At 35.1% G+C, this 25,278-nt stretch carries 25 protein-coding genes, 2 tRNA genes, 3 pseudogenes and 1 riboswitch; of the genes and pseudogenes, 25 read left to right on the plus strand and 5 right to left on the minus strand.

Going from position 1 to position 25,278, the window contains the following annotated elements; translation table 11 throughout:
- Positions 1-71: 71 nt before the first annotated feature.
- The 5 genes from purR to HMPREF0446_RS00505 all read right to left on the minus strand — a co-directional run bounded on the left by purR (position 72) and on the right by HMPREF0446_RS00505 (position 4,662).
- Positions 72-911 carry a pur operon repressor gene (gene purR, locus HMPREF0446_RS00485; protein WP_006703729.1) on the minus strand — a complete coding sequence of 280 codons (840 nt, stop codon included), beginning with the start codon at positions 909-911 and terminating at the stop codon, positions 72-74.
- 231 nt (positions 912-1,142) lie between these two features.
- Positions 1,143-1,496, minus strand: coding sequence for an ASCH domain-containing protein (locus HMPREF0446_RS00490; protein WP_006703728.1), 354 nt, complete (start codon positions 1,494-1,496; stop codon positions 1,143-1,145).
- Complete coding sequence (gene yidA, locus HMPREF0446_RS00495; RefSeq protein ID WP_006703727.1) at positions 1,493-2,317, minus strand: sugar-phosphatase; 825 nt, start codon at positions 2,315-2,317, stop codon at positions 1,493-1,495. The genes HMPREF0446_RS00490 and yidA overlap by 4 nt, the downstream gene beginning before the upstream one ends.
- 132 nt (positions 2,318-2,449) lie before the next feature.
- A complete protein-coding gene (locus tag HMPREF0446_RS00500) occupies positions 2,450-3,802 on the minus strand; it encodes an HD domain-containing protein (RefSeq protein ID WP_020991228.1) in 1,353 nt (450 codons plus the stop codon).
- Positions 3,803-3,837: 35 nt separating this feature from the next.
- Positions 3,838-4,662: a lipoate--protein ligase family protein gene (locus HMPREF0446_RS00505; RefSeq protein ID WP_006703725.1), complete on the minus strand. Its 825-nt coding sequence runs from the start codon at positions 4,660-4,662 to the stop codon at positions 3,838-3,840.
- 185 nt (positions 4,663-4,847) lie between these two features.
- Between HMPREF0446_RS00505 and HMPREF0446_RS00510 the strand changes: the two genes are divergently transcribed.
- The 25 genes and pseudogenes from HMPREF0446_RS00510 (at position 4,848) to HMPREF0446_RS00615 (ending at position 25,266) form a co-directional block, all read left to right on the plus strand.
- Positions 4,848-5,543, plus strand: a complete 696-nt coding sequence (locus tag HMPREF0446_RS00510) for a response regulator transcription factor (RefSeq protein ID WP_006703724.1) — start codon at positions 4,848-4,850, stop codon at positions 5,541-5,543.
- A complete protein-coding gene (locus HMPREF0446_RS00515) occupies positions 5,461-6,714 on the plus strand; it encodes a sensor histidine kinase (RefSeq protein WP_006703723.1) in 1,254 nt (417 codons plus the stop codon). Before HMPREF0446_RS00510 ends, HMPREF0446_RS00515 begins: the two co-directional genes overlap by 83 nt.
- A 133-nt stretch (positions 6,715-6,847) precedes the next feature.
- Entirely contained in the window at positions 6,848-7,609 is a 762-nt protein-coding gene (locus HMPREF0446_RS00520) for an exodeoxyribonuclease III (RefSeq protein WP_006703722.1), read from the plus strand.
- 250 nt (positions 7,610-7,859) lie between these two features.
- A complete protein-coding gene (gene uvrA, locus HMPREF0446_RS00525; protein WP_006703721.1) occupies positions 7,860-10,679 on the plus strand; it encodes an excinuclease ABC subunit UvrA in 2,820 nt (939 codons plus the stop codon).
- A 524-nt stretch (positions 10,680-11,203) separates the two neighbouring features.
- Entirely contained in the window at positions 11,204-13,453 is a 2,250-nt protein-coding gene (metE, locus tag HMPREF0446_RS00530) for a 5-methyltetrahydropteroyltriglutamate--homocysteine S-methyltransferase (RefSeq protein WP_040507379.1), read from the plus strand.
- Between the two features lie 61 nt (positions 13,454-13,514).
- Positions 13,515-14,381, plus strand: coding sequence for a methylenetetrahydrofolate reductase [NAD(P)H] (gene metF / locus HMPREF0446_RS00535; RefSeq protein WP_006703719.1), 867 nt, complete (start codon positions 13,515-13,517; stop codon positions 14,379-14,381).
- Between the two features lie 449 nt (positions 14,382-14,830).
- Positions 14,831-14,980, plus strand: a pseudogene (locus HMPREF0446_RS08800) (polyribonucleotide nucleotidyltransferase); the annotation flags it as partial.
- Positions 14,974-15,102 (plus strand): annotated as a pseudogene (locus HMPREF0446_RS08435) (hypothetical protein); the annotation flags it as partial. The pseudogenes HMPREF0446_RS08800 and HMPREF0446_RS08435, both read left to right, overlap by 7 nt.
- 131 nt (positions 15,103-15,233) lie before the next feature.
- Positions 15,234-15,350: riboswitch (FMN riboswitch) on the plus strand.
- A gap of 163 nt (positions 15,351-15,513) precedes the next feature.
- A complete protein-coding gene (locus tag HMPREF0446_RS00540; protein ID WP_006703717.1) occupies positions 15,514-16,134 on the plus strand; it encodes an ECF transporter S component in 621 nt (206 codons plus the stop codon).
- 153 nt (positions 16,135-16,287) lie between these two features.
- A complete protein-coding gene (locus HMPREF0446_RS00545) occupies positions 16,288-16,563 on the plus strand; it encodes a DUF2087 domain-containing protein (protein WP_006703716.1) in 276 nt (91 codons plus the stop codon).
- Between the two features lie 195 nt (positions 16,564-16,758).
- Positions 16,759-18,228, plus strand: a complete 1,470-nt coding sequence (locus HMPREF0446_RS00550; RefSeq protein WP_006703715.1) for an SLC13 family permease — start codon at positions 16,759-16,761, stop codon at positions 18,226-18,228.
- Between the two features lie 15 nt (positions 18,229-18,243).
- Positions 18,244-18,516 carry a chorismate mutase gene (locus HMPREF0446_RS00555; protein WP_006703714.1) on the plus strand — a complete coding sequence of 91 codons (273 nt, stop codon included), beginning with the start codon at positions 18,244-18,246 and terminating at the stop codon, positions 18,514-18,516.
- Positions 18,517-18,596: 80 nt separating this feature from the next.
- Positions 18,597-18,881, plus strand: a complete 285-nt coding sequence (locus HMPREF0446_RS08665; RefSeq protein WP_006703713.1) for a DUF6985 domain-containing protein — start codon at positions 18,597-18,599, stop codon at positions 18,879-18,881.
- A gap of 35 nt (positions 18,882-18,916) precedes the next feature.
- The gene (locus tag HMPREF0446_RS08845) at positions 18,917-19,075 is read left to right on the plus strand and encodes a DUF6985 domain-containing protein (protein ID WP_390890851.1); all 159 of its coding nucleotides are present in this window, start codon (positions 18,917-18,919) and stop codon (positions 19,073-19,075) included.
- 220 nt (positions 19,076-19,295) lie between these two features.
- Positions 19,296-19,787 (plus strand): hypothetical protein, encoded by a 492-nt coding sequence (locus tag HMPREF0446_RS00565; RefSeq protein ID WP_006703711.1) that lies wholly within the window; start codon positions 19,296-19,298, stop codon positions 19,785-19,787.
- 56 nt (positions 19,788-19,843) lie between these two features.
- Positions 19,844-20,101, plus strand: a pseudogene (locus HMPREF0446_RS00570) (phosphomethylpyrimidine kinase); the annotation flags it as partial.
- Between the two features lie 316 nt (positions 20,102-20,417).
- Positions 20,418-20,840 carry a hypothetical protein gene (locus HMPREF0446_RS00575; protein ID WP_006703709.1) on the plus strand — a complete coding sequence of 141 codons (423 nt, stop codon included), beginning with the start codon at positions 20,418-20,420 and terminating at the stop codon, positions 20,838-20,840.
- Between the two features lie 75 nt (positions 20,841-20,915).
- The gene (locus tag HMPREF0446_RS00580; RefSeq protein ID WP_006703708.1) at positions 20,916-21,455 is read left to right on the plus strand and encodes a T6SS immunity protein Tdi1 domain-containing protein; all 540 of its coding nucleotides are present in this window, start codon (positions 20,916-20,918) and stop codon (positions 21,453-21,455) included.
- A gap of 256 nt (positions 21,456-21,711) precedes the next feature.
- Positions 21,712-21,795: transfer RNA gene (locus tag HMPREF0446_RS00585), tRNA-Tyr, on the plus strand.
- A 1-nt stretch (position 21,796) separates the two neighbouring features.
- Positions 21,797-21,868: transfer RNA gene (locus tag HMPREF0446_RS00590), tRNA-Gln, on the plus strand.
- Between the two features lie 133 nt (positions 21,869-22,001).
- Entirely contained in the window at positions 22,002-22,439 is a 438-nt protein-coding gene (locus HMPREF0446_RS00595) for a hypothetical protein (protein ID WP_020991231.1), read from the plus strand.
- Positions 22,440-22,616: 177 nt separating this feature from the next.
- Complete coding sequence (locus tag HMPREF0446_RS00600) at positions 22,617-22,940, plus strand: PTS lactose/cellobiose transporter subunit IIA (RefSeq protein WP_020991232.1); 324 nt, start codon at positions 22,617-22,619, stop codon at positions 22,938-22,940.
- Positions 22,941-22,970: 30 nt separating this feature from the next.
- Complete coding sequence (locus HMPREF0446_RS00605) at positions 22,971-23,291, plus strand: PTS sugar transporter subunit IIB (RefSeq protein WP_006703705.1); 321 nt, start codon at positions 22,971-22,973, stop codon at positions 23,289-23,291.
- Positions 23,292-23,302: 11 nt separating this feature from the next.
- Positions 23,303-24,658 carry a PTS sugar transporter subunit IIC gene (locus tag HMPREF0446_RS00610; RefSeq protein WP_006703704.1) on the plus strand — a complete coding sequence of 452 codons (1,356 nt, stop codon included), beginning with the start codon at positions 23,303-23,305 and terminating at the stop codon, positions 24,656-24,658.
- A gap of 104 nt (positions 24,659-24,762) precedes the next feature.
- A complete protein-coding gene (locus HMPREF0446_RS00615; RefSeq protein ID WP_020991233.1) occupies positions 24,763-25,266 on the plus strand; it encodes a GrdB-related putative oxidoreductase in 504 nt (167 codons plus the stop codon).
- The last annotated feature ends 12 nt before the right edge of the window (positions 25,267-25,278 follow it).

Genomic DNA, 25,278 nt, shown 5'->3' on the forward strand with positions numbered 1-25,278 from the left:
ATGAGACTCGCAAAGCGAGGCTGCTGGCGACCTTGCTATTTAAGGAAAGTTTTTTCTGTTATTTTGTATTTTTAATGTGTTTCTTCTAAAAATGTATGTGTTTCGAAGAAGTTGCCTAATTCTGCTTTGATATGTTGGTTTTCAGTGTTGATTTCTGTAATACGAATAATAGAAGAATAATCTTGTAATTGGTGTCCAGAGACTCCTGATTCACAGAAAACGACTGCACCCACTGCATGAGAATCGAATTCTTTGATAAGACTTCGCATCCCATTAATCGTACCACCGGCTTTTAGAAAGTCATCGACAATTAGTACATTTGATCCACTTGGGAGAGTACGCTTAGATAATTCCATTTTTTCAACACGAGAAGAAGAACCAGATACGTAATTAATACTTACAGTGGCTCCTTCTGTAATTTTCGAATCACGACGAACGATAACAAATGGAACATTTAAATAATTGGCAACTGTTTGAGCAATTGGTACACCCTTCGTTGCTACAGTCATAATGACATCGACTTTTTGGTCTTCGTAGGCAGAAGCAATCATTTTTCCTAAGTGATGAAGAACGTCCGGTTTTCCTAGTAAATCAGATAAGTAAATATATCCACCAGGAAGTAGACGAGTTGAATCATTCATCTGGTCACAAATTTTTTGTGCTGCTTCTAATGCTTGTTCTTTTTTAATTTTTGGAGTGAAAATCACGCCTCCTGCAGCTCCAGGAAGTGTATTAACAATACCAATTCCTTGAATTTCAAAGGTGCGTTTAATAATGGCAATATCTTCACTAATGGAAGACTTTGCAGATTGGTATAAATCTGTAAAAGTTGTTAATGAAATCAATGTGTGAGGATTATCGAGTAATCGTTGTGTCATATCGATTAAACGTTCGCTTCTCTTTAATTTCATTGGTTAGCCTCCTTTAATTTGAATCAAAGCTTATAAGACAGCTCTGGCTGAAGATTGCTCCAGTAAAACTATTATACAGAAATTTACGAAAATTACAACAAAAAATAAGGCGAACATTCGTTAAAAATCGATTTCTTTTTTAAATTTTCTCTTTAATAATCGTGTTTTGTGAAGAGTTTCTTTATGTTACAGTGTAAATAAAACCCAAAGGGGTGTAAAATCTCCTTTGGGTTATTTTTTTGTTATTAATTTCAATTCAATTCCAACGACTCCAAAAGTGTCTTCCTCTTCTTTTGAATAATACATTCGCATATCATCAGGATGTGCGTGTTGAATGGTTGAAGCTGTGTAGCCACAAGATAGCAAAGGAAGTGCTTTGTATAATGAAGCAAAGTTTTCGAATGGATGAAGCCGGATAACTTCGCAAAGAATGGATTCGTTTGGAGATTTTACATTGGTAAATTGAATGAAATCTCCAATTTGAATTTTTCTTCGTTTTTCGTCATTTAATCTTAATTCGATAGTCTTTTTTCCAGATGCAATCATTTCAAATGGAGAAGGAGCTAGATTCATGGAATGAATCATAGAGAGTTCTCCGTATTTAACACATGAGTTTCTACGGCTACTGCAACACCGTCTTCATCATTTGTTGTTGTAATGAAGTTTGCGAGTTCTTTAATTTCATCGATTGCATTTCCCATGGCAACGCCCATACCTGCATATTCAATCATATCTCTATCGTTTCCTTGGTCTCCGATACACATTACTTCGCTGGCATCTAGTCCTAATAGTTCTGCTAGTTTAGCGACAGCGTGTCCTTTACTGGCTTGTGGATGTAGGACTTCTAAGTAAACAGGCATACTACGAACGATATTATGATTTTCTTTGAACGAGTCACTTAAATTTGGAATCAGATTTTCTAAAATTTCTGGTTCATCTACGAACATCATTTTTGAAAAAGTAGCATTTGGGTCAAATTGATCTAGTGGTTGTTGCACAATTGGCATTCCAACAAGGTCACGTTCCATATAAGAGTATTTTCCAATATCTGGTGTAGTCACATAAATATTTTTTTCATCGATTGCGTGGTAGTGAACGCCGTATTGTTGATGATAATCATCCATGAGTTTTAAATCATCCATTGTCATTCCAAAGCGTACTAAACTTTCGCCTGTTCCTGTTTTTTGAACAAGTGAACCATTATAAGTAATAACAAAATCACGATCATTAATTAAGTTTAATTCGTTTAAATATCCTTGAACGCCAGGAAGAGGACGCCCTGTACAAAGAACAACATAGACACCTTGTTCTTTTGCTTTTGTTAATGCAGCATGAACACGAGGAGTAATTTCGTGTTTTGAGTTAATCAAAGTTCCATCAATATCAATGGCAATTAATTTAATCATAGTGAGTCTCCTTTTTTCTGTATCACTTTATTATAGCATATTTTTTTACTGAATAAAAAAGCACAAAAGACTTTCCCTTGTAGCCTGTATCCTTTTGTTGAGTCCGGCTAGTTTAGAAAAGTCTTTTTAACATTATTTCATTTGGTTCGAGTAGACATCAAGTTTAGTTGCTAATTCTTGGAATTCTTTATAATCTTCGCTAAATAATTCTGATGTTCCTTCTGCAAACATTTCTCTAGGGAAGTATAAGCGTTCATCTCCACGAACTCTTCCTGAAATAGCAGATACTATCGAACTAACAATAGATAATTCGACCATATTTCCATTTCGTTCCATTAATTCAATTTGCGTTCTTGGTTTTACTGAATCTGGACGATAGAAATCATATGGTAAATCATAACTATTATTAATCGCAGTATAATACTCGGTATTATAACCAACATTTTGTACTAGTTCTTTCATACGTTCAATTGTTGCCACGTCATTGACAGGGTTAAATGGCACGGATTTAAATGGTCTACGATTAATAAAACGATCTGCTAAATCGCTTAAAATCGCATCGTCTTCAATTTGCCAATGAGCAAAATAAGTGTTTAATACACTGTCGTCTAGACGCAGATAGTCTTCTAATGTCCAATTTTTTTCAAAAAATGGTTTTAAGAAAGATGCGGTATATTTTAATGGATTAGTCGTTGAATGATAACATTCAGTAGCACGTTTTAATAAGTGATTTAACACCACTTCCATACCTCTTGATACTGGATGAAAATAAACTTGCATATACATTTGATAACGGCTAACGACATAATCTTCTACGGCATGCATTCCTGAGAAGTTAAAGGCAATCCCACCTTTATAAGGACGAATCACACGTAAAATACGAGTTAAATCAAAGGTTCCATAGTTTACCCCTGTGAAATAAGCATCTCGTAGTAAGTAATCCATACGGTCAGCATCAATTTGACTAGAAATTAATTGAACGACTTGTGGATTTGGATGTTTCTTTTGAATGACACTGGCTACTTCTTCTGGGAAAGTAGGAGAGACCGTTTTTAAAATTTTGTTCACTTCTGTGTCTGGTGACAAAATAATATCAATCGTAATTTGTTCATGGTTTGTATCGAAAATTTTCTCAAAAGCATGAGAATAAGGGCCGTGTCCGATATCGTGTAATAGAGCGGCACATAGGACAACAAGGCGGTTAGAGTCATCCCATAATCCATCTTCTGGGGTTGTAGAAGGGTAGTTACGAACAAATTTGTCGCAAATTCTTCTAGCAATTTCATAGACGCCTAATGAATGAGAAAAGCGGGAATGTTCAGCTGTATGGAAGGTGAACATAGAAGCGCCTGTTTGTTTAATTCGGCGTAATCGTTGCATTTCTCGGCTATTAATTAAGTCTAAAATAACACGGTGTTGAATGTGAATGTAATCATGAACAGGGTCACGTAATACTTTTTCACGGGATAGTTCTTCAATATACATCAATCTTTTCCTCCTTATATTGTCTGGATTTACCGTTAAACTTTTCGAAGGTTTAAACGATCCATGGCTTTTTGGTAACTTGCTTCAGTTGCAAAATTAATTTCTGACTCTAATAATTCACATTGTCCATCTAATAGAGCTGTTAAAATGCGTTCTTTAACTTCTTGAACCGTTAGAGTTAAGTCTAATAATTGAGATAAATTCGCCATACTGTCTGCGTTAACTGTTGGATAATGCCAACGAGTTTCTTCTCCCTTAATACTTTCTTCATAAAAATCATGGATTAAGTTTCCACGTTCTTCTTGATCTCCATTAATGCTAAGATAAATAGAGACACAAATAGAATTTTTAAAACGTCTTTGCGCAATTCCAGCGAATTTCTTCCCTTGGATACTTAAATCATAGTCTCCTGGGCAATAGGAATCACTCACTTCAAAGGCTTGGATTTCTTTTTCTCCAATAGCTTCTGGAAAGGCACGAGTGATGAGTTCTTGCATCCATTCATAGACTTGAGTAATCGTTGCATTTTGTCTAGAAAATAATAAACTAATATTTAAAACGCCTGAGTTACTAACAACGGCTAAGCCTCCAGCATGACGAACAACTGGTGTGTAATTTCGTTGTTTTAATAAGGCAACTCCCTCTTCTAAATAGGGTGTTTTAGTATCTGTCATTCCTAAAATCACTGTATCTTCCATTTCCCAAAAATGTAGAAAAGTTTCCGATGGAAATTGCACGAGATGATGTAAAATGGATTCATCCACTGCAAATGGAACAAAATGATCTTGCATTTGTTCTGAAGAAGAGACAATTGTTTCTAGTAATTGAACTTGTTGATTTGTAATAGGTGTTTGTGTCATAAAAAATCCTTTCCAATAAATTAGGAATACACTTACATTATAGCAAAAAAACGTGTATTCAGGCATAAAGAAGCGATTTTTTTGCCAAATTATTAAAGAATTTTCAAGATTTTAATGAAATGGTGGAGTTTTTCTTAGAGATTGAGTAGGATAAAGTTGAAAAGAATACGAAAAGAGGGATTTTTATGAAAATTTTAGTCGTAGATGACGATCGCGAGATTGTTGAATTATTATCCATTTATTTAAGAAATGAAAAGTTTGAAATTGTAAAAGCATATGATGGAAAACAAGCATTAGAAAAAATTCAAGCTTATCCAGATATTGATATGGTGATTTTAGATATTATGATGCCACGGTTAGATGGGATTTCTGTTGTGCATGAAATTCGCAAAACGAATGATGCTTTACCAATTTTATTATTAAGTGCCAAATCAACAGATATTGATAAAATTCAAGGATTAACAAATGGGGCAGATGATTATGTAACAAAACCTTTTAACCCATTAGAAGTCATTGCACGTGTAAAATCATTATTACGTCGAACTTCAGCTTTAACAAAAGAAAGTGAAAGTGCTGAAGAAATTACGATTGGTCCATTATTAATTAATAAAGGTTCTCATCAAGTAACAACATTAGATGGTTTAGAAATTCAATTAACGGTGTTAGAGTTTGGAATTTTATTCTTACTAGCAAGTCACCCTAATAAAGTATTTAGTGCAGATGAAATTTTTGAAACGGTATGGCAACAAGAAAGTATTGTCTCTACTAAAACGGTAATGGTTCACGTCAGTCATTTACGTGACAAGATTGCTGAAGCAACAGGTGGAGATAAGGTTATTGAAACCGTATGGGGAGTTGGCTATAAAATTGAAAGTAAATAGCAAATTTTTTCAAAAAAAGGCGGATAGAGAGGAAAAGCCTGCGGCCCTTTTAAAATTAACAGCCCGGGAAATTAGTGAATTATTTTTAGAAGGCGTGATTACACTCTGTATCGTCTTTGTCTTATATTTAGGAGCTTTAGTATTGTTGAATCAAATTTTAGATGCGCCTGGATACTTTGTAGACGGCAGTCGTTCGATTCGTCAAGCTTGGAATGTTGAACCAAGTGAAATTCAATTATATAAAAATATTTTCTCCATTAGTTCGACTATTTTTGCAATTGGATTTACTTACTGGCGTTTAATTCGTCGTTATCATCAAATGCAATTGTCTCATGTTTTAGAGGAATTACATTTAATTGCTCAAGGAGATTATGATCGAAGAATTCCATTCCAATTAGCAGGAGATATGGGAAAAGTAGTGACGAGTATTAACCGTTTAGTAGACTCGACCGTAAGCGCCATGGAAGATGAACGGATGATTGAAAAATCAAAAGATGAATTGATTACAAATGTTTCTCATGATATTCGTACCCCTTTAACGTCTATTATTGGGTATTTAGGATTAGTCATTAACGGAAAGCCGAAAACACCAGAAGAAACAAAGCGTTATGCAGAAATTGCGTATCATAAAGCGCAACAAATGAAGGCATTAGTAGATGATTTATTCGAATATACAACGACAAGTCCAAATGGAGCACCATTGCGATTGAATGATATTCCGGTAGCAAATTTCTTAGAACAAGTAGCAGCCGATTTTGAATTAGAAGCACAAAAACGTCAAATGACAATTGAAGTCATTCCACCAAAAAGAAAAATGGTCTTGGAGATGGATGCCGAAAAGATGGTACGAGCGATTCATAATTTACTGTCGAATGCGATTAAATATGGTCGTGAAAATACGAAAATTACGATAGAAGTATTGGAACAAAAAGACATTGTAACCATTGCTGTTCGTAATATTGGAGAACCTATTTCTAAAGAAGTGTTGGAGCATTTATTTAGTCGTTTCTATCGTGCAGAAGGCTCTCGTTCGAAAGAAACAGGTGGAACAGGCTTAGGTTTAGCCATTGCGGATAATATTGTTCGAAGTCATGGTGGGAGAATGTTAGCTGAATCCGTTGGAGAAGTGATTAGTTTTTATATTTGCTTGCCGAATGATGCGGATATTTAGAGAAAAAGTATTTCTGAAATACCGACCCCAAAAGTTAGACTAAAAATCTAATCGTTGGAGGTCGGTATCTTTTTGCTAGTCATCATTTTATAAAATTGTTATGATAGAACAAAATGAATGTGGAGGAAGAAGTATGAAATTAACAACATGGAATGTGAATGGAATTCGTTCTGTTTTAAATAAAGGGGCTTTACAAGAATATGTATTAGAAGCTCAACCAGATATTTTATGTTTACAAGAAACAAAAGCACAGCCTGAACAAGTGGATTTAGGAATGGAATTTGCAGGCTATCATGCGTATTGGAATTCAGCAGTAAAAAAAGGATATTCTGGAACAGCTATTTTTACAAAGGAAGAACCGATTTCTGTTCAATATGGATTAGGAATTGAAGAACATGATCAAGAAGGACGTGTCATTACAGCAGAGTATGCAGATTATTATTTAGTGACAGTTTATACGCCAAATGCGAAACGTGATTTAACTCGTTTAAGTTATCGCCAAGTGTGGGAAGATGATTTCTTAGCTTTTATTAAAAAGTTAGAAGAAACAAAGCCTGTTATTTTCTGTGGCGATTTAAATGTAGCGCATAAGGAAATCGATTTGGCAAATCCAAAAACAAATACAAAAAATGCAGGATTTACAAAAGAAGAGCGTGAAAAATTTGATCAAATTGTAGAGAATGGCTTAGTAGATGCGTTCCGTTTTCGTTACCCAGAAGCAGTAGGAGCTTATACTTGGTGGAGCTATATGGGTGGCGCTCGTGCAAGAAATATTGGATGGAGAATTGACTATTTTGTTGTATCAGAAGTGTTAACTTCTCGCATTCAAGAAGTGAAAATTCGTGCGGATGTAACCGGAAGTGACCACTGTCCAGTGGAAATGGAAATTATCTAAGAATTAAAAAAATGTCTGAATTTTGATAGTGAGGGAGCTATGAAGGTTCAGACTTTTTTGTTGAGTAGGAATCTGCTCATATTCTGCTTACATTCTGCTCAAAATTTGCTCATTTTTTTAAATTCACTTAAAATGAAGATGTATGACTGAAAAAGAACGTTTGTTCGTAATAAAAAAGAAACTATGCTATACTAAGGTGAACGCCTAAGGGCAGAGTTTTTGATTATAGATAGAAATAGAGGAAGATGGAATGGCGAAAGATCAGATTATCGTTCGAGGAGCACGCTCCCATAATTTAAAAAATATTGATGTAACGATTCCAAGAGATCAATTAGTGGTAATTACAGGATTATCCGGTTCAGGGAAGAGTTCACTAGCTTTTGATACATTATATGCAGAAGGGCAAAGAAGATATGTAGAGAGTTTATCAGCTTATGCACGACAATTTTTAGGGCAAATGGATAAACCAGATGTTGATAGTATTGATGGATTAAGTCCAGCAATTGCGATTGACCAAAAAACAACTTCTCGTAATCCTCGTTCAACTGTGGGAACAGTGACGGAAATTAATGATTATTTGAGATTACTATATGCACGTGTAGGAAAACCGTATTGTCCAAATGACGGCACTCTAATTGAAAGTCAGTCAATTGAACAAATGGTGAATCGTGTAATGGAATTACCAGAAAGAACAAAAATTCAAATTTTAGCTCCGATTGTAAAAGGGAAAAAAGGAGAACATAAAAAGGTTTTCGAATCGATTCAAAAAGACGGCTATATTCGTATTCGAGTAGATGGCGAAATGATGGGGACAACGGATGAAATTTCATTAGAAAAAAACAAAAAACATTCCATTGAAATTGTTGTCGACCGTATTATTGTATCGGACAAGAGCCGTTCAAGATTATTCGATTCATTAGAAGCAGCGCTTCGTTTAGCAGAAGGGTATGCGATTGTCGATGTCATTGGGCAAGAAGAAATCTTATTTAGTGAGCACTATGCTTGTCCTCATTGTGGATTTACCATTGGAGAATTAGAGCCACGTCTATTTTCATTCAATGCACCTTTTGGAGCTTGTCCGGAATGTGATGGATTAGGAATGAAATTAGAAGTGGATATCGATTTAGTCATTCCAGATAAAGAAAAAACATTAAATGAAGGAGCATTAGCGCCTTGGAATCCGATTAGTTCGAACTATTATCCAGAGATGCTACGTCAATTTTGTGAGCAGTTTAAAGTTCCAATGGATTTACCTTTTGAAAAATTAACACAGTCTCAGAAAAACCTAGTGTTATATGGTTCTGGAGACGCCACTTTCCATTTCCATTATGAAAATGAATTTGGTGGCGTTCGAGATGTGGATGTACCTTTTGAAGGAGTCATTGTCAATGTGAAACGCCGTTACCATGAGACGAATAGCGATTATACTAGAGAACAAATGCGTCAATATATGACGGAATTATCGTGTAAAGCTTGTCATGGACATCGTTTAAATAAACAGGCATTGGCAGTCAAAGTGAATCATAAACATATTAGTGAAGTATTAGAACTATCCGTTGATGAAGAAATTGAATTTTTCAAAGACTTAACGTTATCTCCACAAGATGTACAAATTGCTGCTCCTATTTTAAAAGAAGTGCAATCTCGTTTAACATTCTTGAAAAATGTTGGTTTGCAATATTTAAACCTTAGCCGTGCAGCAGGAACTTTATCAGGGGGAGAAGCGCAACGAATTCGTTTAGCAACTCAAATTGGATCGAATTTATCAGGAGTATTATATATTTTAGATGAACCATCGATTGGATTGCATCAAAGAGATAATGATCGATTAATTCAATCATTACAAAATATGCGTGATTTAGGAAATACATTAATTGTAGTAGAACACGATGAAGACACGATGAGAGCAGCAGATTACTTAATTGATATTGGACCAGGGGCAGGAGAATTTGGCGGACAAATTATTGCTGCTGGAACGCCAAAAGAAGTGGAAAAAAATCCAAACTCATTGACGGGTCAATATTTATCAGGGAAAAAATCAATTGCCGTTCCAACGGAACGTAGAACAGAAGATAAAGGGTGGATTCACTTAAAAGGAGCCAGTGAAAATAACTTAAAATCTGTTAACGTCGATATTCCTTTAGGAAGATTAGTAGCCGTCACAGGGGTTTCAGGTTCTGGAAAGAGCTCTCTTGTCAATGGAGTATTGAAAAAAGCTCTAGCAAGAGAAATTTCAAAATCAAAAGAAAAACCTGGAGCTTTTAAATCAATTGAAGGATATGAAGGATTAGATAAAATTATTGATATCGACCAAAGTCCAATTGGTCGTACCCCAAGAAGTAATCCAGCAACTTACACAAGTGTATTTGATGATATTCGTGACTTATTTGCAACGACTAATGAAGCAAAATTACGTGGCTATAAAAAAGGACGTTTTAGTTTCAATGTTAAAGGTGGACGATGCGAAGCGTGTAAGGGAGACGGTATTTTAAAAATTGAAATGCATTTCCTACCAGATGTATACGTCCCTTGTGAAATTTGCCATGGTAGTCGTTATAATTCAGAAACATTGGAAGTCAAATATAAAGGAAAAAGTATTGCGGAAGTATTAGAAATGACGGTAGATGATGCGGTAGAATTTTTCCAAGCTGTTCCAAAAATTAAACGAAAACTTCAAACGATTAAAGATGTTGGTTTAGGCTATGTGACTTTAGGACAATCCGCTACAACTTTATCGGGTGGAGAAGCACAACGGATGAAATTAGCGAGTGAACTTCAACGAGTGTCTACAGGGAATACCTTTTATGTATTAGATGAGCCAACGACAGGGCTTCATACAGATGATATTGCTCGATTATTAGAAGTATTGAATCGTTTAGTAGAATCAGGGAATACTGTTTTAGTAATCGAACATAATTTGGATGTAATCAAAACGGCGGATTATATTATTGATATGGGACCAGAAGGTGGAAGTGGTGGAGGACTAGTAGTCGCTACTGGAACACCTGAAGAAGTTGCTCAAGTCAAAGGAAGCTTTACAGGACAATATTTGAAGAAAGTATTGAAATAATTAGAATGAAAGACTTTAGAAATTATGGAAGTAGTAGTTTCTAAAGTCTTTTTCGTATTAAAAACTAATGGATTATGAGAAAAGTCGGTAGATAGATAAGAATTCTGTGAAAGTTTGGTAAAATCAGTAATTAAAGCGTTTACACAAAAAATACCCTAGTTCTAGAATGAAGGTATCAAATTTAAAGGGGATGGAAATATGGCACGGAAAAATTTGAAACATCAAATTATTGCCGGGTTGTCAACAACCTTATTATTAGGGATGCTTGTAGTCAATCCAGTCTTTTCTAATAACAAGTCATAGTCACTTATAAGAATTACTAATAACGCGTTTTACCAGTCTAACTAAAATACAGCTATAAAACAAGATACACAAAGGATTTGAGGCATTTTTCTCAGGTCTTTTTCTTTTGTTTAAAACAGAGATATAGTTTCAAACTATATCAAAGCCTAATTTTTTACAATTATACAGATGATTTCTTTTCTGTTAAGATAGTTTCAACAACAAATTTTGGAGGACACATCATGTCAACTACAATCATCGGTTTCCCACGTTTGGGCGAATTCCGCGAATTAAAATTTACAACTGAAAAATACTTTAGAAAAGAAATCTCAGAAGAAGAACTCTTGGAAGCCGCAAAAGGCTTGCGTGCTAAACACTGGAACATTGTCAAAGAAAAAGGCATCACTGAAATCCCATCAAATGACTTTTCTCACTATGATAACTTCCTAGATGCAGCTTTCCTTTTCAACGTGGTACCTGCTTCAGTTCAAAACTTGGACTTGTCTGACCTTGAGCGCTACTTCGCTTTGGGTCGTGGTTACCAAGGAGAAAAAGGAGACGTTCGCGCCCTTCCAATGAAGAAATGGTTCAACACCAACTACCACTACATCGTTCCTAAATTTGAAAAAGACACTCAAGTCAAACTTGCAGGTCACAAGATTTTTGATGAGTTCCAAGAAGCAAAAGAACTTGGATTGAACACTCGCCCAGTTCTTGTAGGTCCATTCACTTTCCTTCAACTGTCAGACTTTGAAGAAGGTGTGAAAGCAGAAGACTTCGTAGACAGCTTAGTAGCTGCCTACCAAGAAGTTTTTGCAAAATTGGCTGAACTTGGTGCGACTCGTATCCAACTCGACGAAGCTGCTCTTGTAAAAGATTTGACAGCTGAAGAAAAAGCTCTCTTCTTGAACCTCTACAACAAACTTTTGGCTGATAAAAAAGGTCTTGAAGTCTTGCTTCAAACTTACTTCGGTGATGTTCGTGACGTTTACGCTGACCTTGTGAACTTGCCAGTAGATGCTATCGGTCTTGACTTCGTTGAAGGTAAGAAAACTCTTGAACTCGTTAAAGGTGGCTTCCCAGCTGACAAGACTCTTTATGCAGGTATTGTTAATGGTAAGAACATCTGGCGTAACAATTACGAAAAGAGCTTGGCTATTCTTGAGCAAATTCCAGCTGAAAACATTGTCTTGACAAGCTCATGCTCACTTCTTCATGTGCCGTTTACAACTGCTAATGAGGAATTTGAACCAGCTATCTTGAACCACTTTGCTTTTGCAGTTGAAAAATTAGATGAGATTCGTGATTTGGATGCTATCCGTAATGGTCAAGGTGAAGAAGCACTTGCAGCCAACAAAGAACTCTTTGCGACTGAGCGTGTTGGTGAAAATGCTGAACTTCGTGCGCGTATCGCTGGTTTGACTGATGCAGACTACACTCGTTTGCCAGCATTTGCAGAACGTGAAGCCATCCAAGAAGAAGCTTTCAAACTTCCAGCTCTTCCAACAACAACTATCGGTTCATTCCCTCAAACTAAAGAAGTTCGTGCGAAACGTTTGGCTTACCGTAAAGGTGAATTGTCTCAAGAAGAGTACGATGCTTTCCTTGCTGAAACAATCGATGAATGGATCAAATGGCAAGAAGATATCGACTTTGATGTCCTTGTTCACGGTGAGTTCGAGCGTAATGACATGGTTGAGTACTTCGGTCAAAACTTGTCAGGTTACCTCTTCTCTAAAAATGGTTGGGTACAATCTTACGGTATGCGTGGGGTAAAACCACCAATCATCTGGGGTGATGTCACTCGTCTTAACCCAATCACTGTTAAATGGTCTAGCTATGCACAAAGCCGTACAAACAAACCTGTTAAGGGGATGTTGACTGGACCTGTTACAATTCTTAACTGGTCATTCCCACGTGAAGACATCTCTATCAAGGATTCTACTCTTCAAATCGCCCTTGCTATCAAGGATGAAGTGCTTGACCTTGAAGCTGCTGGTGTGAAAATCATCCAAATCGACGAGGCTGCTCTTCGTGAGAAATTGCCACTCCGTCGTAGCGACTGGTATGAAGACTACCTTGACTGGGCTATTCCTGCCTTCCGTTTGGTACACTCAACAGTAGCGCCAGATACACAAATCCACACTCACATGTGTTACTCAGAATTTACAGATATCATCCCAGCTATCGATAACATGGATGCGGACGTTATTTCCTTTGAAGCTAGCCGTTCAAACCTTGAAATCTTGGACGAACTCAAAGCGAAAAACTTCCAAACTGAAGTGGGACCTGGGGTTTACGATATCCACTCACCTCGTGTGCCGAACGAAGGCGAAATCGATAATACTATCGAAGCTATCCTTGCTAAAGTGCCAAGCAAGAAAGTTTGGATCAACCCTGACTGTGGTTTGAAAACACGTGGTATTCCAGAAACAAAAGAAAGCTTGATCCGCCTAGTTGAAGCAGCTAAAGCTGCGCGTGAGAAATTGTAAGATTAGATTTCTCCCTACAACGGTTGTTCAAAATGAAATCAAAAAGAAAAGGATAAGGACTATGTCACGCCAAACACCGTCACTCTCATTTGAAGTGTTCCCTCCAAACCCAGCAGTGGGTAATGATAAAATTATTTCATCCTTGCAGGACATGCAGGAGTTGGCTCCTCACTTTATCAGTGTAACTGCCAGCAATAATAAATTTAATATCAAGGAAACGACGGTTCGTTTGGCTGACTTTATCCAAAATGACTTGGCGATTCCGACTATTGCTCACTTGCCAGCCATCTATTTGACTAAGGACAAGGTGGCTGAAACTATTGCTGACTTGGACAAGGTTGGGGTGCAGAAAATCTTGGCTCTTCGTGGGGATATTATTCCTGATGTGGAACCTCAAAAGGATTTCCGTTATGCAACTGACTTGATTGAGTTCATCAAGGAACAAGCTCCTCACTTTGATATTATCGGAGCATGCTATCCAGAAGGGCATCCGGATTCACCGAATCAGATTTCAGATATCCAAAATCTTAAGAAGAAAGTAGATGCAGGCTGTTCGAGCCTTGTAACTCAGCTTTTCTTTGACAATGAGCGCTTCTATGATTTCCAAGACAAGTGCATCTTGGCTGGGATTGATGTTCCTATTCATGCAGGGATAATGCCAATTCTGAATCGAAATCAAGCTCTTCGCCTCTTGAAGACTTGTGAGAATATCCATATTCCACGTAAATTTAAAGCTATCTTAGACAAGTATGAGCATGACCCTGAGTCGCTCAGAGCAGCAGGACTTACCTATGCAGTGGACCAAATCGTGGACTTGGTAACTCAAGATGTTGCTGGAGTGCATCTCTACACCATGAACAATGCAGAAACAGCAAAATACATCCACCAAGCAACCCATGCCTTGTTTAATCATCAGTCTCTAGGATAATAAAAAGCAAACCATTCTTCTCAGGTGAGGGGAATGGTTCCTTTTTAATGGTAAAGACCGCACTTTTTAAGAAAAATATGATAAAATAGACTCTGTACGTACTTGATACAAAGATGAGGGTATTAAATAATACAATGCATTCAAACTGCAAGATTTAGCGACACGAGCGAGTCAAATCGATATTATTTGACGAGGGAGTTAGTAAAGCATTTAGCTAATCGCCCGATAGCGATTAGCGTGAAAGGTTGAGATACTTTAGTATCAAACCTTTCTAATGATTTGTATCTTGAGCAATTGAACCTGGCCGAAAAGCTGTGTAAAAAAGATAAACTATCTTGTCTTCATCTAAGACTTCGTCAGTTTCCTATTTTTACTTTGCTTTTGACGTCCTTGGTATCTTGATCTTTGTAGGCAAGGCGTATAATTTCATCAATCCAAAGGGGATTAAAATGACAAAACAAGTGTTTCAAACGACTTTTGCGGGTCGTGAGTTAATTGTAGAGACTGGTCAGGTTGCTAAGCAAGCAAATGGCGCAGTTGTCGTGCGTTACGGTGAGTCAACTGTCTTGACTGCGGCCGTAATGTCTAAGAAGATGGCAAATTAGCTCAAAAAGAATGGATTGAGTTAAATCATAAATGGTATTACTTAAAATCAGGTGGTTACATGGCTAAAAATGAAGTTATTGACGGATATAAAGTCAATGCAGCTGGTGAATGGGTAAAATAATCACTTAAGTGTTAGGATGAATTTTTATGAATTTTCCTTTATTTAGAGAATTAGATGATTCAATCAGTATATTGAGCAGAACTATTGTCATGCAAAAAAAAGTATGGTACTCTTTGTTTATAAAATAACATTTTCGGGGCAAGGTGTAATTCCTTACCGGCGGTATAGTCCGCGAGCCAAACAGGCATGATCTGGTGCAATTCCAGAACCGATAGTGATAGTCTAGATGAGAGAAAATGGTTATATTTCACGTTCGAAGATACCAATCAATTTGATATATAAGAATGCAGCGATGAAATGTAGACCATTTTGTTGCTGCATTTTTTTGTGCAGTTATACAAATGAAATGGAACAAGAATGTGAGAAACCATCCGATCCTTCACCCGGTTAAGGAGGAGATGTACGATGAGTACAAATGCAAAAACAGTGTCACGTTATGCGACAAAACAAATCATTTTAGTAGGACTATTCGGTGCGTTAAGTACGATTCTAATGTTATTAGAATTTAGTCTTCCATTTATTCCACCATTTGTTAAAATGGATTTTTCTGAATTACCTGTTATTTTAGGAGGTTATTTATTAGGACCATTATATGGTGCGTATATTGCGATTGTAAAAGTTGCATTGAATTTTGTTTTAAATGGAACAACAACATTTGGGATTGGCGAAACAGTTAACTTAATTGGAAGTTTAAGTTTCATGTTGCCAGCAGTATTTTATTATAAATATCACCGTACATTTAAAGGAGCGATTACAAGTTTAGTGATTGGTACAGCTACTGCAACAGTAGTATTATTAACAGCCAATTATTTTGTAATTTTCCCATTATATGCAACAGCAATGCATTTCCCAATTGAAAAAATTGTTGCACTTGCAGCTACTACAAACCCATTTGTTACAAATTTATGGACATTAATGCTATTTGCCTTATTACCATTTAATGTATTAAAATTTGGCTTAAGCAGTGTACTATCGTTAATGCTTTATAAAAAAGTTGAAAAAGTATTAAAATTAGAAAAACAATAAATTTAATAAACCCACTACCCAGAACTTGTTAGAAATAACTGCCATTTCTAACAAGTTTTTTGTTGGAAAAATTTTGATCAAATTTACTTGTCCTTTTACTGTATTTAGTATAAACTAACCAAAAAAATGAATAAGGATTAGAGGTGTTATCGTATGAAAGAGGAAAATATTTCTAGATTTATGAGGGATGGAAAGATTACTGTTCTTCCTAAAAAACAGAAAAATAAAATAGAAATCTTTGAATTTATTTATAATCATTTAAAGAATCATTCAGAGACGTATACTGAAAAAGAATTGAATGAAAAAATTAAGGAATTATATGATGATTTTGCTACAATGCGTCGCTATTTAGTAGACTATAAATTTGTCATTAGGGATAACTATGGCAAAAATTATCAACTGAATCCAGAGGTTGAATTAGAAAATTAAATACAAAAATAGGAAACGGTAGAGGAAAAGGCTCTATCGTTTTTTGATGCATTAAAGATAGCTCGTGAATTACCATAAACTGACAGCCATTTTGACTATAGTCGATAAAAGCGTCAAAGTGATAGCTTTACTAGTATTTTGGAGAAAAATACGGTAGGATGGATAGCGGAATAAATGAAAGTTGAGGAGTAGAATATGAAAAAAGAAACGCGAAGTTTGGTTCAAACGGTCGCAATAGTGTTAAGTATCCTTTTTATCGTTCTTGCGATGGTTAATTCGCATTTTGATTGGCAATTATTAGCGATACCTGGAAGTGCATTTGCCTTATTATCGATTTTTATGAGTTGTTTATTATTGTGGTTATTTGTAGGAATTGATTGGCCAAGTGTTTTATGTTTAGTCTTATTAGGACTTGGGTGGCTTCCAAAAGTAACGTATAGTCAAGTGTTTTCTCTTTCTTTTGGGAACAGTACATTTGTTTTCTTATTATTTACCTTTATAGTAACGTATGCTTTAGAACAGACTCCTGCTTTGAAACGGTTAGTCGGTTGGTTTTTAAAAACGAATTTTGCAAAGAAAAGTCCGAGTCATTTTTTAGGAGCCTTTTTAGGAGCGGTATTAGTTATTAGTTGTTTTATTTCACCGACGATTTTATTTATGATTGTCTTTCCAATTTATGAAGAGATGATGGAAGTATTTGGATTAGAAAAAGGGAGTCGACAAGCATCCTTTATTTTAATTACATTATTTTCGACTATTGCGATTGGAACGGCGATGACGCCGATTAATCATGTCTTTGCGATTACGGCAATGGGATTGTATCATACAGCAACTAGTGTAAGTATTTCGAATATCCAATATATGGGAATTGCAATGCCTGCAGGAATTTGTATTTTTATTGGAATGTTGGCAAGTTTACACCGCTTATGGAAATTAGATTTATCAGAAGTGACTTTTCAAAGTCTAGAATCCTTGGAAAATTTACCAAAAGTAACAAAAAAAGAAAGATGGATTGTTTCTATTTTTTCAATTGTGATTGCTTTGTGGATTATTCCGGAATGGTTAGGAATTCTTTCACCTAGTGTGGCAGCTTTCTTAAAATCTGCGGGGATGGCATTCCCACCAATGATTGGAGCTGTATTATTAGCTTGTATCCGTGAAGATGGAAAACCGTTAATGTCGATTCAAGAGGCGTTAACACATGGCGTTTACTGGCCAAGTTTATTATTAGTTGGTGCAACTTTAAGTTTAGGAACTTTATTAACGAAACCAGAATTAGGTGTATTACCTTTAATTGAAAGTGGGTTAACTCCATTATTTCATCAATGGAGTGCGATGATAATTGTCATTGTCTTTGTCATTTGGGCGGGACTTCAAACGAATTTTTCGTCGAATTTAGTAACCGTTTCGGTTGTGACAACTGTGTTAACAACGATTGCAGCTAGTACAGATTTAGGAATTCATACAGCAGTTGTTGCTTGCTTAATTGGTTTTATGGCAAGTTTAGCTTATATGACTCCACCAGCAATGCCTTATGTAGCTATTTCTGTTGGTAGTGGTTGGACGAGTTCAAAAGATGCCTTTTTATATGGTGGATGGTTATTAGTGTTAAGTATTGTAAGTGCCGTCGCAATCGGGTATCCATTAGGAACTTTATGGATGTAAGAAAGGGGAAAATTGATGTTAGAAGAACAACGTCAGAAAATTGATCAAATTGATCGCCAAATTGTTGCGTTATTTGAAGAACGTACTAATGTAGTAGAAGAAGTAGCAAAAATTAAATTAGACAACGATATTCCGATTTTAGATAGTGGACGTGAGGAACAAGTGATTTTGAAAGTTCAATCGTATTTAAAAGATGAGTCTTTAAAAGATGAGTTAGCTGAACTTTATACTGAATTAATGCGTATTTCTCGCAAACATCAAAAAAAATGGATTGAAAAACAAGGATAATTAAAACAGGAATACTCCAATCGCTTTAAAGAAAGTGGGAGAAAAAAAGTATTAGGTTTATAGAAAGATTGGAGATAATAATGGAAATAAATCATAAGACTTTTGGTAAAATAAAATTTAATTACGGTTGGACAAAAGATATTTCTCTAGATATTTTCAATAAGCACCACGTTTTGGAAATTAATATTGATGCGGATGAAGATGCTGAGTTTGAAATTAATCAGGAAAAAGCGTATATATTTTTCAATAATCACTTAGATGAAATAGTAAAAGAGGCAGATTCTGCAATTATATCATATTACAATCGTGAAATATCAAATATTGTTTCAAGCTACACGAATCATAATGAAAAAAATATTATTTAGATATAAACGGAGACGAAGATAAGATTTATTCTTTGTTGCAACCTAAGCAAATCATGTTTCCTTTAACTTTTGATGAAAATATTGAAGAGTTTGGTTTTTTATGTGAGTGTGATTGGGATAAAGAAAATGGCATAGGAATAAAATTTGTTAATGGTGTATTATCCGAAATTGGTTATCAGGATATACTGCTATAATGATTTGTAGTTTTTATATTTATTGTATTAAGAAAAGTACGTATTGATTCCATTTTATTGGTTATTTGATTTATACTATATTGGCGAGTAATAGAATTAGTAAAGAAGGAAAAGAATTTGTATCCAAAATAACTGGATATACTCTAGAAAATGAAGATGATTTTGTTCAAGGTAATAAAGAAGAAATAACAAACATTTAGATGAAAGGTTTAGAGTAAATATGAGTCTCTTATTTGAAGAATTTAAAACCATTTGTTTCCATTTAAATCGAGTCGGAATTACACCAACACTGATGGGTTCTTTGGGATTGGAGTTTAGAACGAAAGAAAATTGGGAGCCGTCTGACATTGACATTCATGTGCCTGGTGATCCTAGAGGTTGGGAAGCGCCTGATCATATCAGAATTTATGACTGGGACAAGATAATGAAAGTGATGAAAGACTTAGGCTACGTCTTAATAGATATTCATGAGCATGAATTCCAAAAGGATAGAGTGAGTGTTGAATTTGGAAGTATCAATTCCTTACCTGATTTTGCAGGAGTTTCGGAATCGGATATAGAGCTTATTCACATTGAAAGCATCACATTTCGTCTTCCAAGTCTGGAGCAGTATCTAAGTATTTACAAAGCTTCTTCTCAAGACTCTTATCGAAATGATCACAATAACAATAAGGATTTTAAAAAGATCGAGTGGCTGGAAAGACATTTGTAAATTATCATATGAAAAGTAGTAAGTTGTAAGACTGGCTACAAAATAATGATCCAAATGTTAGAAGAGCTGTTACAGAAGGTTTGAGAATATGGACGAGTAGACCATATTTCAAAGAGAATCCATATGAAGCGGTTAGACATATTTCAGCATTAAAAGAAGATTCCAGTGAATATGTTAGAAAATCAGTTGATAATGCTTTGAGGGACATTAGCAAAAAAATTCCAGCGTTGATTAAAGAAGAACTTGATGGGTGGGATGTTAATAGTAAAGAAATTCAACAAGTTTACAAGTTAGCAAGTAAATTTATTAAGTGACAATTATAAGCTATTAAGTTGAAAAAAGGGAACTATAAAATATTCTCACTCTAAAATTTAATTTTAAACAACAACTCAGTTACTTTCGTTCTATAATATTGAAGTTTGCTAGCACCAAAAGTTGTTGGTAGAGCTACGAAAGACCAGATTATATTTGATATCATTGGCTTGACTATCTACTTGACTATCAAAAAAGAGGTTCCCCCAAGCTGAGTCAACATTTTATGATGATTTGAATGCTTTATACCAAGCAGGCTACATTCCTTGCGGTTATATCAAGTGGTACTATAAGGTTTTATAATTTGAAGATAAATTTATGGAAGTTCAGGCTAGTATGATTTCGCTAGCAATGGAATATGTCCAAAATCAAGCAGAAAAAGTATATATTTATTGTATTTCTGAAGAAGCATTACTTTCTTTTGATTTTTTTTATAAAATTAATGGAATTTTGACAAAAATGTATGCAGTGAATGAAATTATTAATAGAAAAGTAGACACGTCAAAAAATATGATGGTAACAGTACAACGCTTTGGTCTTGAAGATATACAAAAAATGCTTGATGTTTGCCAAGAATACAATCGTGAACACCCAACTGAAATGTGGTTGATTTATGATTCACAGAAAAACAGCCTTGACAGTCGCTATAGCTATGAAGGACGTTATGAGAAGGATGAAGAGTTGCTTCCACGACTAGAATTTGAAAAATGGTTTGAGGAAGTGAAAGGTGAGCAACTGTAGGAGACAAGATGATGACAGAACAATTACAAAATATCTATCTATATGTTCACTTAACTTATTAAATTAGGAGTATATATGTTAAAAGATTTTACAAGAGTGGCGGTCATGCCTCAAGAAGTAATTAAAAAGTACAAAGACCAAGTTCCAGAAGAGCTAGTTCAAATCTGGGAAGAATGCGGTTTGGGGACTTTTTTAGACGGTTATCTGAAGGTCATTAATCCAGATGAGTATCTTGAACTGGTTCAGGAAACTTACTTCAGAGGGGGTACTTCCATTCCAATTTTTGTGACAGCTTTTGGGGATGTTATAACTTGGGAGAAGAACGAATTTTTGGGGATTATTAAATATAAAGAAGGTATATTTGATATTTTTTTAGAAAATTTATCACTTTTTATCAAGTTTTTACCTGATAAAAGTTTTACAGATGATTATTTTGACTTACCGCTTTATCATGAGGCAATTGAAAAATATGGTTCGCTTGATTATACACAGTGTTTTGGATTTATACCACTTTTGGTTTTAGGTGGATTTAAAGATGTGAATCATCTAGATAAGGTAAAAATGTATGAACATATTTTTTTAATTACTCAATTCACTGGATCTATAGGAGATTAAAAGTAGTCATACTCTTGATAATCTAATCAAAATGAAGAACCTTGTGTAATACCTAATTCAATTTCAGTGCAATCGGCTAACGTTAAATATTTGTGTTTTGTGTTTTTGTCTCATACTAACTTCTAGTTTTGATACTTAACTAGAAGTTACTTTGAAACTTTATGCTTATATAAAAATAAATATTTTTTCAAAAAAGGTATTGCAAAAAGTTAGGGTCTAGTGTACTATATATGAGTACGTTATTTTAATAATAGCTGGAGGGGTAGCGAAGTGGCTAAACGCGGCGGACTGTAAATCCGCTCCTTAGGGTTCGGCAGTTCGAATCTGCCCCCCTCCACCATTGGGGTATAGCCAAGCGGTAAGGCAACGGACTTTGACTCCGTCATTCGTTGGTTCGAATCCAGCTACCCCAGTAGGATAGACAGCTTCGGCTGTCTTTTTTATTTCCTAAATTTTTATTAAATTTTCTCAGATACTCTTGATTTAAAATGTCTAGTTAGTAGATGATAGTCGTAAAGGTGGGAGTTAGAGAAAGGAGCAAAGGTGATGAAAAAGTTTAGTACCTATTATTGGAAGTTTATAATGGGAATGATAGTACTAACGAGTGTAATAACTGTATTTGCAATGAATCAAGGAAGTTCACTATTATCTAAAGATGGTGAAGTCGTTTTATTTGTTTTTCTAATGGCTTTATTGATTATGGTTGCAGAACAATGGAATGGGAAAACGTGGAAAAATTCTCCATTGATTTTATTAGGAGAAATGATGTTTTCGATTATGTTAACACCAATCTTTTTTTTGTCATATCGTTATATGGCAGAAGTATTAAGTTTAGGATGGATTCTTCATTTATCTAGTCCAATGATTTTATTAATGAGATTGCTTGGGATGGTGCAATATGCACTAGTATTGGTAAATCCAATTATGGCTATTTTAAAAGCTATTCAATTTGTGAAGTCTCCTTATGAAAAGAAAATTAGTTAATATTACTCTCAGAATGATGGAAGCTCTGTTGTTCTGAGAGTTTTTTCGTTCATACTTTGTGAACAAATATAATAATTGAAGATTTTAAGATAAAAGACTAGGATTTTTTTTGAGGACGGTTTATAATAAATTAAGGAAGAAAGCGTTTTTTAAAAGATTGTGAAAGGAGGAGCAATTATGAATGAAATAGAATTAGTGTGCTTTAAAATGATTAGTGCATTAGGAGCGGCTCGTTCAGCTTTTATGGAAGCAATAGTAGCTGCAAAAAAAGGAAATTTCGAAGAAGCTCAATCTTTGATTGAGGAAGGTCAACAGCAACGATTAAAAGGACATGAAATCCACTTTGAATTATTACAAAAAGATAGTTCAGGAAATAAGGTGCCTTTTTCGTTGCTTTTATTACATTCAGAAGATCAAATGATGAGTGCAGAAATCTTACAAGTTACTAGCGAAGAGATTTTAGCCTTATATCAACGATTGGAAAAAATTGAAAAAGCATAAAAACATAACAAAATAATTGGGGGTATAGATATGAAACGTGTTTATTTATTTTGTAATGCAGGAATGTCTACAAGTTTAGTGGCAAGTAAGATGCAAGAAGTTGCGAATCAACATCAATTGCCAATTGAAGTCAAAGCATTTCCTGATGTTCAGCTAGATTCTGTAGTTCAAGAATTTCATCCTGATGTCATTCTGTTAGGGCCTCAAGTGAGATTCAAATTTAATGCTACTCGTGAAAAATACGAACCTACGGGTATTCCTGTAGAAGTGATTAATTTGGAAGATTATGGGAATGTTAATGGGGAACGTATTTTGAAACGCGCGATTCAACTCATCAAAAATAAAAAATAGGAGGAATTGTTATGTTTGCTTCGTTAGAAAAAATAATGGGAAGTTCTGCGGAAAAATTAGGCAATAATAAAGTCTTAATTGCGATTCGTGATGGTTTCTTAGTATCCACACCATTAATTATTGTGGCTTCTATTTTTCTTGTAATTGCGAACTTTCCAATACCAGGGTATGTTGATTTCTTAGCTCAATTTTTTGGTCAAGGTTGGCCAAGTAAAATGGATGCGGTCATTGATTCAACATTTAGTGTTTTAGGGTTATTAGGAGCTTTTGGAATTGGGTATGCTTATGCTCGTCAATTGGAAAATGATCCAGTTGCGGGAGGAGCCGTTGCTCTTGTATGTTTCCTTATTCTTACACCAAAAGTTCATTCTGATTTCGTAAATGCAGCGAATGGTAAAGCTTTTAATGGATTTGCATTAGCACATTTAGGGTCAGCAGGAATGTTTTTAGCCATGATAACAGCTATTATTTCTGTAAAAATTTTTGTGACGGTTAAAAACAAAGGTTGGGTTATTAAAATGCCTGACGGTGTACCGCCAGCTGTTACTCAATCCTTTGCAGCATTAATTCCAAGTGCATTTGCAATGTTCTTCTTCTTTGTAGTGTATTTAGTATTCTCAGCAACAGAATATCAATACGCTCATAACTTTATTTATAAAATTTTACAAGCGCCATTAATGGGATTCGGACAAAGTTTGATTTTTGAACCAATTTATCAGTTCTTATCTACTTTATTCTGGTTCTTTGGTATTAATGGGCCTGCTGTAACGAATACGGTATTTAATCCAATTCATTTAGCTTTAACAGCAGAAAACTTAGAAGCATTTAAACAAGGAGCAACACTTCCTAATATCTTTACAGGTCCATTCGGAGATTTCTTTGGAAACTTTGGTGGTGGTGGTAGTACATTGTCACTTGTTTTCTTAATGGTATTCTTCGGAAAATCAGAACGTATGAAAAAATTAGGACGTTTAGCTATTGTTCCTGGTATTTTTGGTATTAACGAAATGATTATTTTTGGATTACCAGTTGTATTAAACCCATTAATTGTGATTCCATTTATTTTAACACCATTAGTGAATACAATTTTAGCCACTATTGCGACTCTTGTAGGGTTAATTCCATACACTACAGGAGCAGCACTTCCTTGGACAACTCCATTCTTCTTCTCTGGTTGGTTAGCCACAGGAAGTATCGTTGCAGGTTTATTCCAAATAGTATTAATTATTATCGGAATGGGAATTTACTATCCATTCTTTAGAGTGATTGATAAACAATATCTTCATGAAGAACATCAAGCTGCTAATTCATTAAGCGATGAATTAGATGAATTGTCATTAGATGATTTAAGTTTTGATGATTTATAAAAAGTAATAAACGAGTAGAAAAGTTGAACGTGCGGAGGTGGGAAGACAACAGAAATGAATCAATTTCTGTCGTTATTCCCACTTTTTTTGAAGGGAGAATGCATATGCGAGTGATATTATTTTTGAATCAAATACAAGCGGGTTATGGTGGAAAGGAAAGAGCAGATACTCCTCTTGGGTTAGAAAAAGGAGGAATTGGTTCCTACTTAATGTATAAAGATTACTTTTTAAAAGAAAATTTACAAGTATTAGCGACTGTCTATTGTGGTCCAGATTATTTTGCGAATCATAAGGAAGAAGTGCTTCATAAAATTCATAATTTGATTTTGAAAACAAAAGCAGAAGTGTTATTTGCAGGTCCGTGCTTTAATGATGAAAGTTATACAGAAATGGCAGCAAATGTAGCTTCTTTTATTGAACATCAAACAGATTGTAAAACGTATGTAGCTTGTTCGAAAGAAAATGAAGAGATTATTCAACAATTCAAGGAACAGACGACAATGATTGAAATGCCTAAAAAAGGAGCGGTTGGTTTGAATGAAGCGTTGAAAGACATTGCACTTATTATTGCGCATGATCAACAAGATTCAAATCGAATTTATCGTTAGAAAGGAAGCGAG

The sequence above is a fragment of the Granulicatella elegans ATCC 700633 genome, from assembly GCF_000162475.2.
Taxonomy (GTDB): domain Bacteria; phylum Bacillota; class Bacilli; order Lactobacillales; family Aerococcaceae; genus Granulicatella; species Granulicatella elegans.

What these genes read in the sequence shown, in the direction of transcription:
- purR (WP_006703729.1), bottom strand. Translation starts at nt 911, where the DNA reads ATGAAATTAAAGAGAAGCGAACGTTTAATCGATATGACACAACGATTA.
- HMPREF0446_RS00490 (WP_006703728.1), bottom strand. Translation starts at nt 1,496, where the DNA reads ATGATTCATTCCATGAATCTAGCTCCTTCTCCATTTGAAATGATTGCA.
- yidA (WP_006703727.1), bottom strand. Translation starts at nt 2,317, where the DNA reads ATGATTAAATTAATTGCCATTGATATTGATGGAACTTTGATTAACTCA.
- HMPREF0446_RS00500 (WP_020991228.1), bottom strand. Translation starts at nt 3,802, where the DNA reads ATGTATATTGAAGAACTATCCCGTGAAAAAGTATTACGTGACCCTGTT.
- HMPREF0446_RS00505 (WP_006703725.1), bottom strand. Translation starts at nt 4,662, where the DNA reads ATGACACAAACACCTATTACAAATCAACAAGTTCAATTACTAGAAACA.
- HMPREF0446_RS00510 (WP_006703724.1), top strand. Translation starts at nt 4,848, where the DNA reads ATGAAAATTTTAGTCGTAGATGACGATCGCGAGATTGTTGAATTATTA.
- HMPREF0446_RS00520 (WP_006703722.1), top strand. Translation starts at nt 6,848, where the DNA reads ATGAAATTAACAACATGGAATGTGAATGGAATTCGTTCTGTTTTAAAT.
- uvrA (WP_006703721.1), top strand. Translation starts at nt 7,860, where the DNA reads ATGGCGAAAGATCAGATTATCGTTCGAGGAGCACGCTCCCATAATTTA.
- metE (WP_040507379.1), top strand. Translation starts at nt 11,204, where the DNA reads ATGTCAACTACAATCATCGGTTTCCCACGTTTGGGCGAATTCCGCGAA.
- metF (WP_006703719.1), top strand. Translation starts at nt 13,515, where the DNA reads ATGTCACGCCAAACACCGTCACTCTCATTTGAAGTGTTCCCTCCAAAC.
- HMPREF0446_RS00540 (WP_006703717.1), top strand. Translation starts at nt 15,514, where the DNA reads ATGAGTACAAATGCAAAAACAGTGTCACGTTATGCGACAAAACAAATC.
- HMPREF0446_RS00545 (WP_006703716.1), top strand. Translation starts at nt 16,288, where the DNA reads ATGAAAGAGGAAAATATTTCTAGATTTATGAGGGATGGAAAGATTACT.
- HMPREF0446_RS00550 (WP_006703715.1), top strand. Translation starts at nt 16,759, where the DNA reads ATGAAAAAAGAAACGCGAAGTTTGGTTCAAACGGTCGCAATAGTGTTA.
- HMPREF0446_RS00555 (WP_006703714.1), top strand. Translation starts at nt 18,244, where the DNA reads ATGTTAGAAGAACAACGTCAGAAAATTGATCAAATTGATCGCCAAATT.
- HMPREF0446_RS08665 (WP_006703713.1), top strand. Translation starts at nt 18,597, where the DNA reads ATGGAAATAAATCATAAGACTTTTGGTAAAATAAAATTTAATTACGGT.
- HMPREF0446_RS00565 (WP_006703711.1), top strand. Translation starts at nt 19,296, where the DNA reads ATGAGTCTCTTATTTGAAGAATTTAAAACCATTTGTTTCCATTTAAAT.
- HMPREF0446_RS00575 (WP_006703709.1), top strand. Translation starts at nt 20,418, where the DNA reads ATGGAAGTTCAGGCTAGTATGATTTCGCTAGCAATGGAATATGTCCAA.
- HMPREF0446_RS00580 (WP_006703708.1), top strand. Translation starts at nt 20,916, where the DNA reads ATGTTAAAAGATTTTACAAGAGTGGCGGTCATGCCTCAAGAAGTAATT.
- HMPREF0446_RS00595 (WP_020991231.1), top strand. Translation starts at nt 22,002, where the DNA reads ATGAAAAAGTTTAGTACCTATTATTGGAAGTTTATAATGGGAATGATA.
- HMPREF0446_RS00600 (WP_020991232.1), top strand. Translation starts at nt 22,617, where the DNA reads ATGAATGAAATAGAATTAGTGTGCTTTAAAATGATTAGTGCATTAGGA.
- HMPREF0446_RS00605 (WP_006703705.1), top strand. Translation starts at nt 22,971, where the DNA reads ATGAAACGTGTTTATTTATTTTGTAATGCAGGAATGTCTACAAGTTTA.
- HMPREF0446_RS00610 (WP_006703704.1), top strand. Translation starts at nt 23,303, where the DNA reads ATGTTTGCTTCGTTAGAAAAAATAATGGGAAGTTCTGCGGAAAAATTA.
- HMPREF0446_RS00615 (WP_020991233.1), top strand. Translation starts at nt 24,763, where the DNA reads ATGCGAGTGATATTATTTTTGAATCAAATACAAGCGGGTTATGGTGGA.